The organism is Mesorhizobium sp. M1A.F.Ca.ET.072.01.1.1 (assembly GCF_004023325.1).
GTDB lineage: Bacteria > Pseudomonadota > Alphaproteobacteria > Rhizobiales > Rhizobiaceae > Mesorhizobium.
Window position 1 is genome coordinate 1 of record NZ_RZSF01000126.1, and the last position, 17,079, is coordinate 17,079.

Below are 17,079 nucleotides of genomic sequence, written 5' to 3' on the forward strand. Positions count from 1 at the left end.
GCTCATCCACGGTTGTGACCGCAGGGGTGTCGGGCGACTTCGCCAAGCCTCGAATCGGATGGCCGTCCGGTTCGAGGCTCAGTCGCTCTTCTCGCACAAAGTCTCCTCCGCGCAGATACAAGGGGTGCTCCAGCGAGGTGAGACGCTGACATTCCCTGGAACACCCCTCATCCGTCTCGGCGCTGCGCGCCGATCCACCTTCTCCCACAGGGGGAGAAGGAAGAGGCGCTAGCTCACCTCCGACGTCCTTCTCCGTACGATCACACCGAACTCGTCGCTTTCACGCGCAATGCGCAGGCGCTCCTCGGCTTCGGTGGCCTCGCGCTGGCGGTCCCACATCGAGGCGTAGAGGCCCTGCTGGCGCAAGAGCGCGGCGTGGGTGCCGCGCTCGGCGATCTGGCCGTCCTTGAGCACGATGATCTCGTCGGCCGAAATCACCGTCGACAGCCGGTGAGCAATCACAAGGGTGGTGCGTCCCTTGCTGACGAGGTCCAGTGCTGCCTGGATCTCCTGCTCGGTCTGGGTGTCCAGCGCCGAGGTCGCCTCGTCCAGCATCAGGATCGGCGGGGCCTTCAGGATCGTGCGGGCGATCGCGACCCGCTGCTTCTCGCCGCCCGACAGTTTCAGCCCGCGCTCGCCGACCATCGAGCGGTAGCCGTCGGGGAGTTTTTCGATGAACGGCCCGATCTGGGCGAGCTCGGCGGCCTTGCGCACCTCCTCCTCGCTGGCGCCGACATGGCCGTAGCGGATGTTGTAGGCGATGGTGTCGTTGAAGAGCACCGTGTCCTGCGGCACCATGCCGAGCACCGCGCGCAGGCTCTCCTGGGTGACGTCGCGGATGTCCTGGCCGTCGATCAGCACCTGGCCCCGTTGCACGTCATAGAAGCGGAACAGAAGCCTGGAGATGGTCGACTTGCCTGCGCCGGAGGGGCCGACGATGGCGACCGTCTTGCCGGCCGGCACCTCGAAGGAGACGCCCTTCAGGATCTTGCGGTTCGAATCATAGGAGAAGTGCACGTCGCGAAACTCGACCTTGCCGGCACTCACCTTCAACGGCCTGGCGTCCGGCTTGTCGACGATCTCCTGGGGCACGTCGAGAAGGTCGAACATATGCTCGATATCGGTCAAGCCCTGGCGGATTTCGCGATAGATGAAGCCGATGAAGTTGAGCGGCACCGAAAGCTGCATCAGCATGGCGTTGATGAAGACGAAATCGCCGACCGACTGCGTGCCGGCCTGCACCTCGAGCGCCGACATGCACATGACGATGACCGTGCCGAGGCCGAAGATAAGACCCTGGCCGAAGTTAAGCCAGCCGAGCGAGGTCCAGGTCTTGGTGGCGGCAATTTCATAACGCGCCATCGAGCGGTCGAAGCGCTCGGCTTCCATGCGCTCATTGGTGAAATATTTGACCGTCTCGAAATTCAAGAGCGAGTCGATCGCCTTGGTGTTGGCGTCGGTGTCGCTTTCGTTCATGTCGCGGCGGATCGAGATGCGCCAGTCGCTGGCCTTGACTGTGAACCAGACATAGATCCACACGGTGACCGCGACCACGGCGACGTATTTCCAGCCATACGTGTAGGCGAAGATGCCGGCCGTCAGTGCGAATTCGAGGATGGTCGGCGCCGTGTTCAGCATGACGAAGCGCACGATCGTCTCGATGCCCTTGGTGCCGCGCTCGATGATGCGCGACAGACCGCCGGTGCGGCGCTCAAGATGGAAGCGCAGCGACAGCTGGTGCATGTGGACGAAGGTGCGGAAAGCAAGCTGGCGCACCGCATATTGACCGACGCGGGCAAACAGCGCGTCGCGCAGCTGGTTGAAGCCGAGCTGGACCAGCCTCAGCACATTATAGGCGATGACCAGCATCACCGGCGCGAGCATGAAGGCGGGCAGCGGCGGCGGCGTCTTCGAGGCGTGGGCGAGCGCATCGGTTGCCCATTTGAAGAAATAGGGACCGGCGACCAGGGTGACCTTGGCGACGACGAGAAGCAGCGTCGCCCAGGTAACGCGGGCTCTCAAGTCGGCGCGGTCGGCCGGCCACATATAGGGCCACAGATTGCGCAGTGTGGTGAGGGTGCCGGTTTCGGCGGAGACGGTCTTGTCGGCCATTTTGTTCTTAGCTTTCTTTCATGCTTTTGCCGCAGCAGGAATCGACCAGGGCCGCGAGCGACGCCGAGACTTCGGCGAGCGTAGCGCGGTCCACCGCGTAGCGTGAACGCTGGCGATCCGCCTCGAAGCGGACGAGCCCTGCTTCGACCAGGATCTTCAGATGCTGCGAAACGGTCGACTGGGCGAGATCGAGATGATCGACCACCTCGCGGCAGGAGCAGCAGCTACTGGCCGAGAGATGCTTCAGGATCTCAATGCGTGCCGGATGCGACAGCGCCGCGAACCGCGTGGCGATGCCGCGGCTGTCGAGGGCTCGGCTATTGAGGGCGCGGTTGACGGATAAGGATTCGGTCATCGTTCATCGCCGATAAACGATGGAGGATGAGAGGGCAAGCCAGGCGGATGGGTAGCACGGTAGGAAGTGTCGAACGCCGGCGGGGCAGCGCCCCTCTGCCCTGCCGGGCATCCCCACGAGGGGGATTGCGCTCTTACTCCGTCTTTGGCGCCGTCATCTGGTCACCCATGGCCTTCATGTCGGCCGGCTCGCCTTCCTTCGACTTGCCGGGGACCTTGAAGACCTGACCGGGCCAGATGCGGTCGGGATTGCGGATCTGATCCTGGTTGGCGAGATAGATGGTCGAGTAGCGCACGCCATGGCCATAGACGCGCCGCGAGATGCGCCAGAGCGTATCGTTGCGGCGGATGATGACCGCGCCATCGACGTGTTCGAGCTTCGGTGCCATGGTCTCAGGCACGTCGGCCGCAGGATTCGCTTCGGCGACCTCGGCCGACGTGTCGGCGGTCGCGGCGGGCTTGCCCGCTTCGTCGGTAGCGGTGGCCGGCGCCGTCGTCTCGGCGGGATTGGCTGCCCCGGACTTTGCCTCCGCGGGCTGGGACCCCGCACCCTGGGCGAGCTTGCTGTCGGCGGGCTTGGCTTGGTTGGGCGCGACGGCGGCAATCGACTCGCCGGGCTCGCGTTCGAACGGAACAGCGGCACGGGCGACGACCTTAACGCCATCGTCGGCAAGGCCGTCGACATGAATGGTATGGTTGCCGATCGGAATGTCGCGCGCCGCCTCGATCAGGAAATGGCCGTCAGGCGAGGTTTTGGCCTCGCCAAGCAGGGCATCGTCGGCATAGGCGCGCACCTTGCGGCCGGGATCGGCCCTGCCCGCGACGAAGATCTTGCCGCCGTCGATCTCAACGGCCTCGACGGCGATCTTCGGTTCGTCTGCGGCGGCGTTCTGGGTCGCGGGAGCCGAAGCCTTATCCGTAGCTGCCGGTGCCGTTGCAGCCGGCGCCCCCGCCGGGGCAGACGCCGCCGGCGCGGTTGCGGCCGGGGCCTGCGCGTCCGGGGCGGCTGCCTGACCGGTGGCGGCAGGTGCCGCCGGCTTGGCCGCGGGCTGCGGAATGGTCAGCAATTCGGACGGCTTGCCCGGCTCCTCGACCATCGCCAGCACCTGGCCGGTCGGGCTCTGCGGCACTGAGACGACGGCGGTCTGCGCCGAGGCGACTGCGACGCCGCCAGCGGTCGAGCGCAGCGTGATCGTGTAGTCGCCGGGCTTCAGCGGATCGTCGAGCACGATGGCGAAGGCACCATCGGGACCGGCATCGGTCGAGCCGAGCACCGTGCCGCCGTTCAGGACTTCGACCTTGGCATTGGGCGCCGCGCTGCCGGCGACGACAATCGAGCCATTGCCTTCGACGCGCACGACATCGAAGGTTGGCAGCGTGGGTCCTGCGGCGGCCGGCGCCTGAGCGGCCGGCGCGGATTCCGCCGGGGCCGTCGCGTTGTTGGCAGGCGCCATTGCATTGTTGGCGGGCGCCGTCTTGTTGGCCGGCGCCATCGTGTTGTTGGCCGGCGCCATTGTATTGGCCGGGGCTTGCGCCTGCGGTACGCGCGCCTCGGTGGAGGTGATTGAGGATTCGGCCGGCTTCGTGCCTGCCTGCGGCAGCGACGCGACCTGCGGCGGATTCTGCTTGTTGATGTATGGGTCGAGCGCGCCCGACCCGTAGGCGACCGCCGCGACGACGGCAACGCCGCCCGCCGCGAACAATAACGCCTTGGAAGAATTGATAGCCATAATCTTTTCTGCCCCTTAGCCACCTAACGCCGGTCTAGCGTGTTTTCACCAAGCTCACAAGAAAAAGCCCGTCCTTGGGCTTGACCGCGCCAACCGTCCCTATCACCAATCATGACATGAACACGATTCGATCCGTCTGCGTCTATTGCGGTTCGTCTCCGGGCCGCGACGAGGCCTATGTCAAGGCCGGCCACCTGCTCGGCCGCTCGCTGGCGAAGTCCGGCCTGCGCCTGATCTATGGCGGCGGCACCAGGGGAATCATGGGCGCCGTCGCAGACGGGGCACTCAAGGCCGGCGGCAAGGTGACCGGCATCATCCCGCGCTTCCTGATCAACAAGGAGGCGACCGAGACCGCTCTCGACAAGCTCGACGAGCTGGTGATCACCGACAACATGCACGAGCGCAAGCACAGGATGTTCGAGAAATCCGACGCCTTCGTGGCGTTGCCGGGCGGCATCGGCACGGTCGAGGAGATCGTCGAGATCATGACCTGGGCGCAACTCGGCCATCACCGCAAGCCGATCGTGTTCGCCAACATCAAGGCCTTCTGGGACCCGATGCTGGCGCTCATCGAGCACATGTCGGGCGAAGGCTTCATCCACACCGCACATAGGGTGAAGCCGCTGGTGGTCAACGACCCCGAGGCAATCGTCGCCGCCATCATGGTGGCGGGCTCGTCGGTCGATGCGCCGACGGAAGGGGTGCAGGCGGTGATCGACAAAATGTAAGGTGAATGGTGAATAGTGCGGATCGCACGAGCCGAAATCTGTCCACCGCCAGATAGTAACTATTCGCTATTCACAATTCACCGTTCACCGTCCTCCTCAAATCCTCAATCACCGCCCTCCGGTCATTGCGCCGCCAGGCGAGATGGATTTCAACGCTGCGCTTGAACCATGGCAGGTCGCGAAAGACGATGCCGGCCGGCGCAGCGCTTTGCAGGCTTTCCTGTACCGTCGCCAGGCCCAGCCCGGCGCTGACCAGGCCGAGCGAGGTCAAGGGATCGGCCGTCTCGTAGGCGATGTCGGGCACGAAACCGGCCTCCATGCAGGCCGCCAGGAACTGCGCGCGGTTGGTGTCATCGGGTTGGCGCACGACGGTGATCCAGACGCGGGCGTCAAGATGGCGGGGCCTGATGTCGCTCGCATCGACAAGCGGATCGCCTTCGGGGATCGCCAGCACCAGCGGTTCGCGCCGCACCAGCATGCTCTCGATATCCGGATCGCCTTGCGGCGCCGGCGCGTAGACGAAGCCGAGGTCGAGCACGCGCTGGCGCAGATCCTCGAACTGCGCGGCCGTGCGGCGGCTTCTCAGTTGCAGATGAAAATCCGGCCGCTCGCGGCGGAATTCCCTGAGCATCGCGGCAATCAGCCCGGCATGCACCGCCCCCTCGACGTAGCCGATGGCGAGGCTGCCGGTCGCGCCGCTTGCAAGCTTGCGGCCGAGCTCCTCCAGCCGCGCGGCATTGACGAGCAGAGCGCGCGCCTCGGTAAGGAAAGCCTTGCCCTCGGCGTTAAGATGGACGCGCTGCTTCGATCGCTCGAACAGCGTGACGCCGAGTTGTTCCTCGAGCTGCATGATCTGCCGGCTCAAGGGCGACTGCGAGATATGCAGCTGCTCGGCGGCGCGGCCGACATTGCCGGCCTCGGCGACGGCAACGAAATAGCGGATCTGCCGCAGGTCAAGCATTCTGCGTCTCTATGATATAAGTCCTTCAAGGTCTGATCTTTAGCCTAATCAGTCTTGGACAGTCTGACCAGCCGGCGCGATATCTTCCGCATCAACCGGCCACAAAGGAGACCGCCATGCAGTTCTTTGCCCTTCTCACCCGCAACACCGAAAAGTTCAGCGATAGCGATTTCGCGCCGCTGCTTCCGGGCGAAGCCGAGCAGCGGCGCACGCTCTATGCGCAAGGCGCCGTTCGCCAGGTCTGGAACCGCGGTGACATCCCCGGCAGCGGCATGATGTTCGAGGCTGCCGACGACAAGGAGGTGCGCGGCCATCTCGCCACCCTGCCGCTGGTCGAGGCCGGAATGATGGACATCGCGGCGATCGTGCCGCTCAATCCCTATCCCGGCTTCGGCCCGAAGCGTTGAGACCGGGATGAAGAGAGGTGCTGCCGCTCACCCGGCAGCACCTCTGAGCGATCAAGAAGCGACGCAAAAGGCCCGCCCGCGACGCCCCTGTATAGCGCTTGGGCAATTGCCGGGTGAGCAGGAACTGGTCGCGCCCTTCGAGGGCGCACCCGATGATGAAGCATGTTGCCAGTCCACGAAGCGACAGCCCAGATCTCACGATCAACCGCGTTGGGTGGCGTCGAGCGATATGGAGGCGCGCCGGCCTATGGGCCGAACTGTTTCGCTTCGCGCGGTCGAACAACCCAAGGTCGCAGTGCCCGATCACTCCGCCGGCGCCACTCGCAGCGTCGGTCTACGGGCGCTGAGCCGGTCGAGATAGAGATAGACGACCGGCGTGGTGTAGAGCGTGAGAAGCTGCGAGACGATGAGGCCGCCGACGATCGCGATGCCGAGCGGCTGGCGCAGCTCCGCCCCAGTGCCGGTCTCGAGCGCCAACGGCAAGGCGCCGAGCAAAGCTGCGAAGGTCGTCATCATGATCGGCCGGAAGCGCTGGAGGCTCGCCTTGTGGATGGCTTCTCGCGGCGCAAGCCCTTCCTGGCGCTCGGCCTGCAAGGCCATGTCGATCATCATGATGGCGTTCTTCTTGACGATGCCGATCAACAGGATGATGCCGATCAGCGAGATCACGTCGAATTCCATGCCGGTGACGACGAGCGCGAGCAGCGCGCCGATGCCGGCCGAGGGCAGCGTCGACAGGATGGTGATCGGGTGCACGTAGCTTTCGTAGAGCACGCCGAGCACGACATAGATCGTGGCGAGCGCGGCAGCGATCAGCAGGAGCTCGTTGAGCAGGTTGGAGCGGAAGGCGAGTGCCGTGCCGGCAAGCGAGCCGTGGATCGACACCGGCATCTTCAGCTCCGCCATGGCGCGGTCGATTGCTGCCGAGGCGTCGCCGAGCGTGGCGCCATCGGCAAGGTTGAACGAGATCGTCGTGGCGACGAAGTGGCCCTGGTGGTTGACCGAAGGCGGCGTGGTCGCCGGACCGTAGGTGCTGAAGGCGGCGAGCGGCACCATGGTCTCGGCCGAGGTGCTGACGGCGGCGCCGCTCGAGGCGCTGCCGTGGCCGGTGACGGCGATCGCATTGGTTGCCTGATTCTGCAGCGAGCCCGACAGGCTGCCGGCCAGTGCGTTGGTCTTCTGCGTGCCGCTCGCCGCCGCGCCCGAGGTGCTGACATAGATGCCGTTGAGCGCGCTCGGATCCTGCAGATAGCGCGGCGCGACTTCCATCACCACGTGATATTGGTTGCGGGCGTTGAAGATGGTCGACACCTGGCGCTGGCCGAAGGCGTCGTAAAGCGTGTTGTCGATGCTCGCCGGCGTCAGGCCGAGCCGGGCCGCGCTCTCGCGGTCGACGGTGATGTTGGTTTCGAGCCCGGCCTCGTCGCGGTCCGAATTGACGTCGGTTAGCTCCGGCGCCTGTTTCAGCAATTCGACGAGTTTCGGCGCCCATTCGTCGAGATCCGCGGTCGTATCGGCCTGCAGCGTGTATTGATAGGTGGCGAGGCTTTGGCGGCCGCCGACCCTGATCTCCTGGCGCGGGTTGAGGAAGAGCTGCGCGCCGGGCAATTGCCTGAGCTGCGCGCGCAGCCGCCCCAGCACCGCTTGCAGCGGCGCACGATCGCCCTTCGGCTTCAGGTTGACATAGACGAAGCCGGAGTTGGTCTGGCGGCCGCCGATGTAGCCGACGACGTTCGCCACCGCCGGATCGCTCTTCAGGATCGTCTCCAGCCTCTCGAATTTCTGCCGCATCAGTTGGAAGGAAATGGCCTGGTCGGCGCGCAGGCCGCCGATCAGCTCGCCGGTGTCCTGCTGCGGGAAGAAGCCCTTCGGCACGATCGTATAGAGGTAGACGTTGAGCGCGACGGCCGCGATCAGGAGGATGAGCATCACTTCGGCATTGTCGAGCGACCAGGCGAGCGAGCGGCCGTAGCCGGCGCGGACGCGCTCGAAGACGCTTTCGCCGAAGCGGGCGAGGATGGAACGGCGCTCCGACCGGACTGCACCCGCGCGCAAAAAATGCGCGCACATCATCGGCGTCACCGTCAGCGACAGCACCAGCGAAATGGCGATGGCCAGCGACAAGGTCATGGCGAATTCCTGGAACAGGCGGCCGAGTATGCCGCCCATCAACAGAATCGGCAGGAACACGGCGACGAGAGAAGCGCTCATCGACAGAACGGTGAAGCCGACCTCCTGAGCGCCGACCAGCGCCGCCCGGCCGCGCGGCATGCCGTCCTCGATGTGGCGCATGATGTTTTCCAGCACCACGATGGCGTCGTCGACGACGAAGCCGGTGGCGATGGTGAGCGCCATCAAGGACAGATTGTCGAGCGTGTAGCCGAGCAGGTACATCGCTCCGAAGGTGCCGAGGATCGAGACGACCAGCGCCACGCTCGGGATCAGCGCCGCGCGCCAGTCGCGCAAAAAGCAGAACACCACGAACACGACCAGCAGCACCGCGAGCACCAGCGTCAGCTCGGTGTCGCGCAGCGAGCCGCGGATGGTGAGGCTGCTGTCCGACGCGACGCTGAGGCGCGCATCCGCCGGCACCGAAGCCTGCAGTGTCGGGATCAGCGCGCGCACGCGGTCGACCGTGTCGATGATGTTGGCGTTGGGCTCGCGATAGAGCACCAAAAGCACGGCCGGCACGCCATTGGCGAGACCGAGATTGCGCACGTCCTCGACCGAGTCCTCGACATCTGCGATGTCGGCGAGGCGCACCGCCGCACTGTTGCGCCAGGCGATCACCAGGTCGCGATAGTCGGCGGCATGGCTCGCCTGGTCGTTGGTGTAGAGCTGGTAGCGGAGCGCCCCGTCTTCCTCGAAACCCTTCGGACTGCGCGCATTGGCCGAGGCAAGTGCGGCGCGCACATCCTCCAGGCCGATGCCGTAGTGGAACAGCGCGCCTGGATTGAGCTCCACCCGAACGGCGGGCAGCGACGAGCCGCCGAGATCGACATTGCCGACGCCCTCGACCTGGGAGAGGCGCTGCTGGAGCACGGTCGCGGCGGCATCGTAGAGCTGACCGGGTGTGAGTGTGCGCGAGGTCAGCGCCAGGATCATCACCGGCGCGTCGGCGGGATTGTATTTGCGGTAGGTCGGGTTGCTGCGTAGATCGAACGGGAGGTCGGCGCGCGCGGCGTTGATGGCGGCTTGAACATCGCGCGCGGCGCCGTTGATGTCGCGATCGAGGTCGAATTGCAGCACCACGTTGGTCGAGCCGGTGCCGGAGCGCGACGTCATCTCGGAAACGCCGGCGATCTGGCCGAGATGGCGTTCGAGCGGCGCCGCGACATCGGTCGACATCGTGTCGGGACTGGCGCCTGGCATCGAAGCCTGCACCGAGATGGTCGGGAAATCCACCTTGGGCAGCGGCGCGACGGGAAGATTGACGTATGCGATCAGGCCCGCCGCCGCCAATCCGATGGCCAGCAGCGTCGTGGCGACCGGCCTGGCGATGAAGGGCGCGGAGAGGTTCACGGCGTGAGCCCGCCGGCCGGCGCTCTCGCTTCACGCGCCCCCGACCGCGTCAGTCTATCGAAGGCAAGGTAGATCACCGGCGTGGTGAAGAGCGTCAGCACCTGGCTGACGATCAGCCCGCCAACGATGGTGATGCCGAGCGGCTGGTGCAATTCCGAGCCGGCAAGGCCGCCGAGCAGGAGCGGAAGCGCCCCGAACAGCGCGGCCATCGTCGTCATCAGGATCGGCCGCAACCGCAGCAAGCAGGCTTCGTAAATCGCCTCGCGCGGGTCCAGCCCCTGCAGGCGCTCGGCCTGCAGGGCGAAGTCGATCATCATGATGGCGTTCTTCTTGACGATGCCGACCAAGAGCACGATGCCGATGATGCCGATCACGTCGAGATCGTGGCCGGCGAGCATCAGCGCCACCAGCGCGCCCACGGTTGCCGAGGGCAGCGTCGAGAGGATCGTCAGCGGGTGGATGAAGCTCTCATAAAGCACGCCAAGCACGACATAGACGGTGGCGACTGCCGCGAGCACCAGCAGCAGCTCGTTGGAGAGCGAGCTTTGCAAGGCAAGCGCGGCGCCCTGGAAGCCGGTGACCAGGCCGGCGGGCGGCTGCATGTCATGTTCCGCCTTGCTGATCGCCGCGGTGGCGTCGCCGAGCGACACGCCCGGGGCGAGGTTGAAGGAGATGGTCGCGGCCGGGAACTGGGCAAGGTGGTTCACCAGCAGCGGCGCCTGCCGGACACTGATATTGGCGATCGCCGATAGCGGCACCTGGCCGGAACCGGAGGACGGCAGGTAGATCGAGCCCAGCGAAGCCGGCGTTTGTCCCACCGAGGGGTCGGCTTCAATGATGACGCGGTATTCGTTCGACTGGGTGAAGATGGTCGAGATGATGCGCTGGCCGAAGGCATCGTAGAGCGCGTTGTCGACGGTCGCTGGCGTAATCCCGAAGCGTGCCGCCGTCGCTCGGTCGATGGTGATGTCGACCGCAAGCCCGCTCTGCTGGCTGTCGCTGGCCACGTCGGCGAGTTCGGGAAGTGCCACCAGCCTATCGGTGAGCTTTGATGTCCACGTCGCCAGCTCGGCCGGATCCGAATCCTGCAGAACGTATTGGTACTGCGACGCGCTGGAGGTGGAGTCCACGCTCAGGTCCTGCACCGGCTGCATGTGCAGCGCGATGCCGGTCACGACGTCGGTCTCCCGAGCCAGCCGCCGGATGATCGCGCTGGCATCGGCCGCGCGCTCGTCGCGCGGCTTGAGATTGATCAGCATGTGGCCACTGTTGGCGGTCATGTTCTGGCCGTCGACGCCGATGAAGGACGACAGGCTCGCGACATCCGGGTCCTTCAGGATGACATCGGCGAGCGCCTGCTGGTGCGCTGCCATGTCGGCGTAGGAGGCCGAGCCCGCGGCCTCGGTGACCGCCGAAATCGCGCCGGTGTCCTGAACCGGGAAGAAGCCTTTCGGGATGACAACATAGAGATAGACGGTGAGCGCAAGCGTGGCTGCGGCGACCAGCAGCGTCAGCGCCTGACGGTCGAGCACCCACCGCAAGGCGGCGGCATAGCCATTCGCGACAGCGTCGAAGCCGGCCTCGGCGCCGCGCGCCCGCGCGCCCTGCCTGCGTTCGGACGGCGGCTTGAGGAGCCTGGCGCACATCATCGGCACCAGCGTCAGCGAGACGATGGCCGAAATGACGATGGCGATCGCAAGCGTGATGGCGAATTCGTGGAACAGGCGGCCGACGACGTCGCCCATGAACAGAAGCGGGATCAGCACCGCGATCAGCGAGACGGTGAGCGAGATGATGGTGAAGCCGATCTGGGCCGAGCCTTCGAGCGCGGCGGTGACCGGATCGTCGCCATGCTCGATGAAACGCGAGATGTTTTCGATCATGACGATGGCGTCGTCGATGACGAAGCCGGAGGCGATGGTCAGCGCCATCAGCGACAGATTGTCGAGGCTGAAGCCCCAAAGATACATGACCGCGAACGTGCCGATCAGCGACAGCGGCACCGACAGGCTCGGAATGATCGTCGCCGGAATGTTGCGCAGGAACAGGAAGGTGACGAGCACGACCAGAACCGCCGCCGTCCCCAGCTCGAACTCGACGTCATGGACTGAGGCACGGATGGTGGTCGTGCGGTCGGTCAGCGGCTCGACGGTGACCGCCGCCGGCAAGCCGGCGCGAAGCTGTGGCAGCAGCGCCTTCACCGAGTCGACGACGCGGATGACGTTGGCGCCGGGCTGGCGCTGGATGTTGAGCAGGATCGCCGGCGAGCGGTTCTCCCAGGCGCCCAGCTTCGAGTTCTCCGGCCCTTCTATGATATCGGCGACCTCGCCCAGCCTGACCGGCGCGCCGTTGCGGTAAGCGACGACCATGTCGGCATAGGTCTTGGGGTCGCTGATCTGGTCGTTGGCGTTGATGGTGTAGGAACGCGCCGGTCCGTCGAAGCTGCCTTTCGGCGTGTTGACGTTGAGCGTGCCGATGGTGGTGCGCAGATCGTCGATGTTGAGCCCCATGGCGGCCACCGCCTTGAGCTTGACGCGGATGCGCACGGCCGGTCGCTCGCCGCCGGAGATGCTGACCAGCCCGACACCCGGAAGCTGCGAGATCTTTTGCGCCAGCCGCGTCTCGGCATAGTTCTCGACTTCGGTCAGCGGCAGCGTCTTCGAGGTGATCGCGAGCGTCAGGATCGGCGCGTCGGCCGGGTTCACCTTGGCGTAGATGGGCGGCGCCGGGAGGTCGGCGGGCAAGAGATTGCCGGCCGCGTTGATCGCCGCCTGCACTTCCTGTTCGGCAATGTCCAGGCTGAGGTCGAGGCTGAAGCGCAGCGTGATGACGGAGGCGCCGGCCGAACTCCCCGACGACATCTGCTCCAGCCCCGGCATCTGGCCGAACTGGCGCTCCAGCGGCGCCGTTACTGAAGTCGTCATCACCTCCGGGCTGGCGCCGGGATAGAAGGTCTGCACCTGGATCGTCGGGTAGTCGACCTCAGGCAAGGCCGAGAGCGGCAGGAAGAGATAGCCGATCATGCCGACCACCAGGATGGTGGCCATGATCAGCGTGGTGGCCACCGGCCGCAGGATGAACGGCCGCGACGGGTTCAGCCAGCCGGAGACGAGGCCGCTTGGCGTGCTCATTGGGCTTCGCCGCTGTCGCCGCCATTTCCGCTGCTGCCGCTATTGCCGCTGCCGTCGCGACGATGGTGGCGGTGGTGCTTGCGGCCGGCATCGCCCGATGCGTCCGCGCCGCCGCCTGCCGAGCCCCGGCCCTGGCCGCCCGACAATGCGGGCGCGTTGCCGGGGTCGACGGCAGACGTATTGCTGGTCGCGGCGGCCGGCGCACCGGCGGCCCCGCTGCCCCTACCCGCGGCTTGCGGCTGCGCGGGAGATCCAGCGCCGGCGGTCGGCGCGGCGCTGTTGTCAGGCACGGTCACCTTGGCGCCGTCCTTCAGCCGGTCGACGCCATCGACGACCACCTTGGCGCCCGGCGGAAGGCCCGACAGCAATTGCGTGACCGAGGCGTCGCCCGGGCCAAGGGAAACGGTCTTTACCGAGACAGTGCTGTCGTCGTTGAGCTGATAGACGAAAGTGCCTGGAGCGCCGTGCTGGATGGCGGCGTTGGGCAGCACCGTCACGCCGGTCAGGGTGCGCACCAGGAGATGCACGTTGACGAACTGGTTGGGATAAAGCCCGCCGTCGGCGTTAGCAAACACGGCGCGCAGCTTCACGGTGCCGGTGGTCGGATCGATCTGGTTGTCGATCGTCTGCAGCGTGCCTTCGGCGATCTGCTTGGTGTCGTTGCGGTCGAACAAGGTGGCCTTGAGCCCCGCATTGCCATGCGTCTGTTCCAGCACTTCGGCGAGGGTGTCTTCCGGCAGCGAAAACAGCACCGAAATCGGCTGCATCTCGGTGATCACCGCAATGCCGGTGCTGTCGGAAGGCGTGACGTAATTGCCCTGATCGACCAGCCTGAGGCCGATGCGGCCGTCGGCAGGTGCAACGATATGGCTGTTGGCGATATTGACCTCGACGGCCTCGATCTGCGCCTGGTCGGACATGACCGTGCCCTCGTCGGATTGCACGGTCGCGCGCTGCAGGTCGACCGCCTGCTGCGTGATGGCGTTGGAGGTCAACTTCAGATCGCGGTCGAGGTCGAGCCTGGCATCGGTCAGCAGCGCCTGGTCGTGCTTCAATTGCCCCCGCAGCTGATGCAGCGAGGCTTGGAGAGTGCGGTCGTCGACCTGGGCAAGAAAATCGCCCTTCTTCACCATTTCCCCTTCGGTAAAGGCGATCGCGGTGATCTGCCCGCTGACCTGCGGGCGCACGGTCACCGTCGACAGCGAGGTCACCGTGCCCAGCGCCTCCAGCGTGATCGGGATGTCGGCCTGCGTCACCGAGGCGACTGCGACCGGCTGCGCGCCGAGATCGCCGCCCCGGAAGCGCCCGCCGCCGCGCGCGCCTTGCTGGTGCACCGATGTTGGATGGAGCCAGAAGGCGACGCCCGCTCCAGCCGCGACCAGCAGCAGCGCGACCATCCAGCCGCGGCGCCGGCGACGCACGACCACCGGCTTGATGTCTGCCATCGGCTCACGGAGCGGCTGTAGCCGGCTGGCGACTTCGTCGTCCACTTTGTCACCTATCCATCGAACCAGCATGCGGCCAGGTCGACCACGTCATTGGCCAGCGTAACAGGCCCAAGAGGCAGTCCGGCCGGGAACATAACGCCGGAACCCGGCCATGCAATTGAGCCTGACATTAAATTCCCGTAAGAATTGAATGGGTTAGTCGATGACCACACTCAAAAACGCACGCCCGGGCGGGCTGTTCGGGGACGTGCCTCCATCGCGTGGGAGTGACCGACCCGCGCCGCGCCGGCCAATGATGACAAGGTTTTAAGGGGTGAATCCGGCCCGTGCGGCGGACCGCGTTTTGACGGGCGGGCCCCGTTCCTGTCCCGGCGGAACCGCAGCGTCCGAGCGGGACGCCACTCCATCCCGCTCGCAAAGATGTGAACGCAGCGACGTGCGAAGCTGCCCTATTCCTCAGCTTTATCGGCAGCGGGGCCGGATCGCGATCGAAGAGGGAAGCCATGACCTTTGCCCGGCTGCTCGCCTTGCCCCTGCTCAGCCTGTTGGCGCTCGGCCACGCGACCGCGCAAAGTCCGGACGGGGTCACCTCGCATGACGCACAGGTCGAGGATCTGAAAGTCTTCCGTCACGACTTCCTCGATGTCGACAAGTCTTTTTCCAGCGCCGCCCGCGTGGAAGCGGCATCGCGGCTGCAGGCGCTCGAAACCGCGGCAGGTCCGACCGACGCGGCCGTCTTCGCTGTCGATCTCTGCCAGATCGCGGCACTGGCCGACAACGGTCACACGACCTGCAAGCTGCCGCGCGCCAACGGTGTGGCGATGTCTTTGCTGCCGATCGACGGCGCCTTCTACGTCATAGCGGCCAGTCCCCAAAACGGCGATCTGCTGGGCAGTCGGCTCGCCGGCATCGACGGCCATCCGGCTGCTGAAGTCTCCTCGGCGCTGCGCAGCCTGCATGGCGGCGTGGCGGCATGGCGCGACATCGAGGCGACCGACGCGATCGTCCGGCCCGATCTGCTCCATGCGCTCGGGCTCGCCAATGCCGCTGGCGACGCGACCTTTCGTTTCCAGACGCCCGACGGCCGCATCATCGACCGCAAGCTCGCCCCGGAGCCGCAACGCCGCGGCTGGGTGAAGATTTTTCCCAAGGGAAGCGCGCCCTGGCCGCTGCAGGATCAGGAACAGCCTTTCCGCTGGCGCGATGCGCCCGAACTCGATGGCGTCGTCGCCGAGATCAGGCGCAACGTCGACGGCAAGACCGGGAAGATCGCCGATTTCCTGGCTGAGGTCGAAGCCGCCCGGGTCCGTCTCGGCCGCAAGAACCTCGTCCTCGACATGCGCTTCAACACCGGCGGCAACTTGATGCTGACCCGCGATGCGCTCAGTTCCTGGCCGTCCCGCGTCAAACCGCCGGGACGGCTGTTCGTTCTGGAAAGCCCGATTACCTTTTCGGCGGGAATTGTCGACGTCGCCTATCTCAAGCAGGCTGGTGGGGACAGGGTCACACTGGTCGGCGAAGCGCCCGGCGACCGCATGATGTTCTTCGCCGATCAGCAGCAGGTGACGCTGCCGCATTCGGGCCTCGTGCTGCAGTCCGCGACGCAGCGCTACGACCTTCAAAACGGCTGCAAGGCCTACGCCGACTGTTTCGTCGGCATGGCGCAACCGAGTTCCGCCACCGGCACGACGCCCGTGCTTGTCGCCGCCATCGACGAAGGCAAGGGCCGCAAGCCGGTTGCGCTCAAGACGCTGGAGCCCGACATTGCCGCGCCATGGTCGATCGACGATCTGCTCAAAGGTCGCGATCCCGGAATCGCGGCCGTTCAGGCGGCGTTGGCGGGACAGCAGGAGTAGGACTGTTCAGTCTTGCTTTTATCACTGGCGCCAGCTGCGGGCTGGACTTGCCTTCGCGCAAGCGCCTGCCGGCACCGGCGCGCGGGTCACGCTCGGCCTCGTCAAGTAGGGCACCGGCTCCTTCCTGGTAAGCACCGGCTGCAGCCAAGGGAACCGACGCTTCCTTTCGCTGTTTCACAAGAGAAGGGACATCGCCGCTTCCAGGAGATGATGAATGAAACGGCTTCTTCTCGCTTCAGCCATTGTGGCCATGTCCGCCGGCCTTGCCATGGCGCAATCCAGCAGCACCACCAGCGGATCGTCCACGACGACGACGACCACGACAACGACACCCAGCACACAGGACACCGACCCGGCCACCACGGGCGCGACCAATTCGGCAAAGGACTGCGCGCCTGGCCAGCAGACGGGCAGCGCGAAACAGGCAGCTCCCGGACAGCAGGATACCGATGCGAAAACGGCCGCGCCTGGCCAGATGAAAAAGACCACCGAAGGGTGCTAGCCAAGGCCAGCCCGTCCCAGATTGCCAGGGGCGGGCTTTCCCTTTCATGGGCGGCCCATCTTATCTGGTCTGAGCGGCAGCGGCTCGCTCAGACGTGGAGGCTTGTCCCGACGGAAGCGACCGGCGACATGGCGGCAAGGCTCTCGCACCGCGCGCATACGCTGCATCACGACGGCGAGCAGCTGCAGGCGCGAACCCGGCTCTTGCAGGACGAACTGATGGCGAAGCTGACTGAGCGGTCGAACCAGCTGCTCTACATCCTCTCCGTCATGACCGCGGTGCTGCTGCCGATGACCATCATCTCCGGCCTGTTCGGCATGAATGTCGG

General features: G+C 65.8%; 11 protein-coding genes and 1 pseudogene. 5 read left to right on the forward strand and 7 right to left on the reverse strand.

Going from position 1 to position 17,079, the window contains the following annotated elements; all coding sequences use genetic code 11:
• Positions 1–228: 228 nt before the first annotated feature.
• From EOA32_RS18325 to EOA32_RS18335, 3 genes are all read right to left on the reverse strand, one after another.
• Complete coding sequence (locus EOA32_RS18325; RefSeq protein WP_128372492.1) at positions 229–2,112, reverse strand: ABC transporter ATP-binding protein/permease; 1,884 nt, start codon at positions 2,110–2,112, stop codon at positions 229–231.
• A 7-nt stretch (positions 2,113–2,119) separates the two neighbouring features.
• The gene (locus tag EOA32_RS18330) at positions 2,120–2,467 is read right to left on the reverse strand and encodes a metalloregulator ArsR/SmtB family transcription factor (RefSeq protein WP_066997341.1); all 348 of its coding nucleotides are present in this window, start codon (positions 2,465–2,467) and stop codon (positions 2,120–2,122) included.
• 133 nt (positions 2,468–2,600) lie between these two features.
• Positions 2,601–4,196 (reverse strand): LysM peptidoglycan-binding domain-containing protein, encoded by a 1,596-nt coding sequence (locus EOA32_RS18335; RefSeq protein ID WP_128372493.1) that lies wholly within the window; start codon positions 4,194–4,196, stop codon positions 2,601–2,603.
• Positions 4,197–4,312: 116 nt separating this feature from the next.
• On the opposite strand from EOA32_RS18335, the gene EOA32_RS18340 reads away from it, so the two are divergent.
• Entirely contained in the window at positions 4,313–4,924 is a 612-nt protein-coding gene (locus tag EOA32_RS18340; protein ID WP_128372494.1) for a TIGR00730 family Rossman fold protein, read from the forward strand.
• Positions 4,925–4,994: 70 nt separating this feature from the next.
• Here the strand turns inward: EOA32_RS18340 and EOA32_RS18345 are convergent, their stop codons facing one another.
• Complete coding sequence (locus EOA32_RS18345) at positions 4,995–5,885, reverse strand: LysR substrate-binding domain-containing protein (RefSeq protein WP_128372495.1); 891 nt, start codon at positions 5,883–5,885, stop codon at positions 4,995–4,997.
• Between the two features lie 116 nt (positions 5,886–6,001).
• On the opposite strand from EOA32_RS18345, the gene EOA32_RS18350 reads away from it, so the two are divergent.
• Positions 6,002–6,292 (forward strand): muconolactone Delta-isomerase family protein, encoded by a 291-nt coding sequence (locus tag EOA32_RS18350; protein ID WP_066997354.1) that lies wholly within the window; start codon positions 6,002–6,004, stop codon positions 6,290–6,292.
• A gap of 303 nt (positions 6,293–6,595) precedes the next feature.
• Here EOA32_RS18350 and EOA32_RS18355 read toward each other — a convergent pair whose 3' ends face one another.
• The 3 genes from EOA32_RS18355 to EOA32_RS18365 are packed head-to-tail and all read right to left on the reverse strand — an operon-like array spanning position 6,596 to position 14,435.
• Positions 6,596–9,814 carry an efflux RND transporter permease subunit gene (locus EOA32_RS18355; RefSeq protein ID WP_128372496.1) on the reverse strand — a complete coding sequence of 1,073 codons (3,219 nt, stop codon included), beginning with the start codon at positions 9,812–9,814 and terminating at the stop codon, positions 6,596–6,598.
• Positions 9,811–12,912 carry a multidrug efflux RND transporter permease subunit gene (locus EOA32_RS18360; RefSeq protein WP_128372498.1) on the reverse strand — a complete coding sequence of 1,034 codons (3,102 nt, stop codon included), beginning with the start codon at positions 12,910–12,912 and terminating at the stop codon, positions 9,811–9,813. Before EOA32_RS18360 ends, EOA32_RS18355 begins: the two co-directional genes overlap by 4 nt.
• A gap of 29 nt (positions 12,913–12,941) precedes the next feature.
• Positions 12,942–14,435, reverse strand: a complete 1,494-nt coding sequence (locus EOA32_RS18365; RefSeq protein ID WP_245499316.1) for an efflux RND transporter periplasmic adaptor subunit — start codon at positions 14,433–14,435, stop codon at positions 12,942–12,944.
• 461 nt (positions 14,436–14,896) lie between these two features.
• On the opposite strand from EOA32_RS18365, the gene EOA32_RS18370 reads away from it, so the two are divergent.
• From EOA32_RS18370 to EOA32_RS18375, 3 genes and pseudogenes are all read left to right on the forward strand, one after another.
• A complete protein-coding gene (locus EOA32_RS18370) occupies positions 14,897–16,249 on the forward strand; it encodes a hypothetical protein (RefSeq protein WP_128372497.1) in 1,353 nt (450 codons plus the stop codon).
• A 214-nt stretch (positions 16,250–16,463) separates the two neighbouring features.
• Positions 16,464–16,751, forward strand: a complete 288-nt coding sequence (locus EOA32_RS38675) for a hypothetical protein (protein ID WP_189407220.1) — start codon at positions 16,464–16,466, stop codon at positions 16,749–16,751.
• 125 nt (positions 16,752–16,876) lie between these two features.
• Positions 16,877–17,079: pseudogene (locus EOA32_RS18375) on the forward strand (CorA family divalent cation transporter); the annotation flags it as partial.

What these genes read in the sequence shown, in the direction of transcription:
- EOA32_RS18345 (WP_128372495.1), bottom strand. Translation starts at nt 5,885, where the DNA reads ATGCTTGACCTGCGGCAGATCCGCTATTTCGTTGCCGTCGCCGAGGCC.
- EOA32_RS18340 (WP_128372494.1), top strand. Translation starts at nt 4,313, where the DNA reads ATGAACACGATTCGATCCGTCTGCGTCTATTGCGGTTCGTCTCCGGGC.
- EOA32_RS18330 (WP_066997341.1), bottom strand. Translation starts at nt 2,467, where the DNA reads ATGACCGAATCCTTATCCGTCAACCGCGCCCTCAATAGCCGAGCCCTC.
- EOA32_RS18350 (WP_066997354.1), top strand. Translation starts at nt 6,002, where the DNA reads ATGCAGTTCTTTGCCCTTCTCACCCGCAACACCGAAAAGTTCAGCGAT.
- EOA32_RS38675 (WP_189407220.1), top strand. Translation starts at nt 16,464, where the DNA reads ATGAAACGGCTTCTTCTCGCTTCAGCCATTGTGGCCATGTCCGCCGGC.
- EOA32_RS18335 (WP_128372493.1), bottom strand. Translation starts at nt 4,196, where the DNA reads ATGGCTATCAATTCTTCCAAGGCGTTATTGTTCGCGGCGGGCGGCGTT.
- EOA32_RS18370 (WP_128372497.1), top strand. Translation starts at nt 14,897, where the DNA reads ATGACCTTTGCCCGGCTGCTCGCCTTGCCCCTGCTCAGCCTGTTGGCG.
- EOA32_RS18325 (WP_128372492.1), bottom strand. Translation starts at nt 2,112, where the DNA reads ATGGCCGACAAGACCGTCTCCGCCGAAACCGGCACCCTCACCACACTG.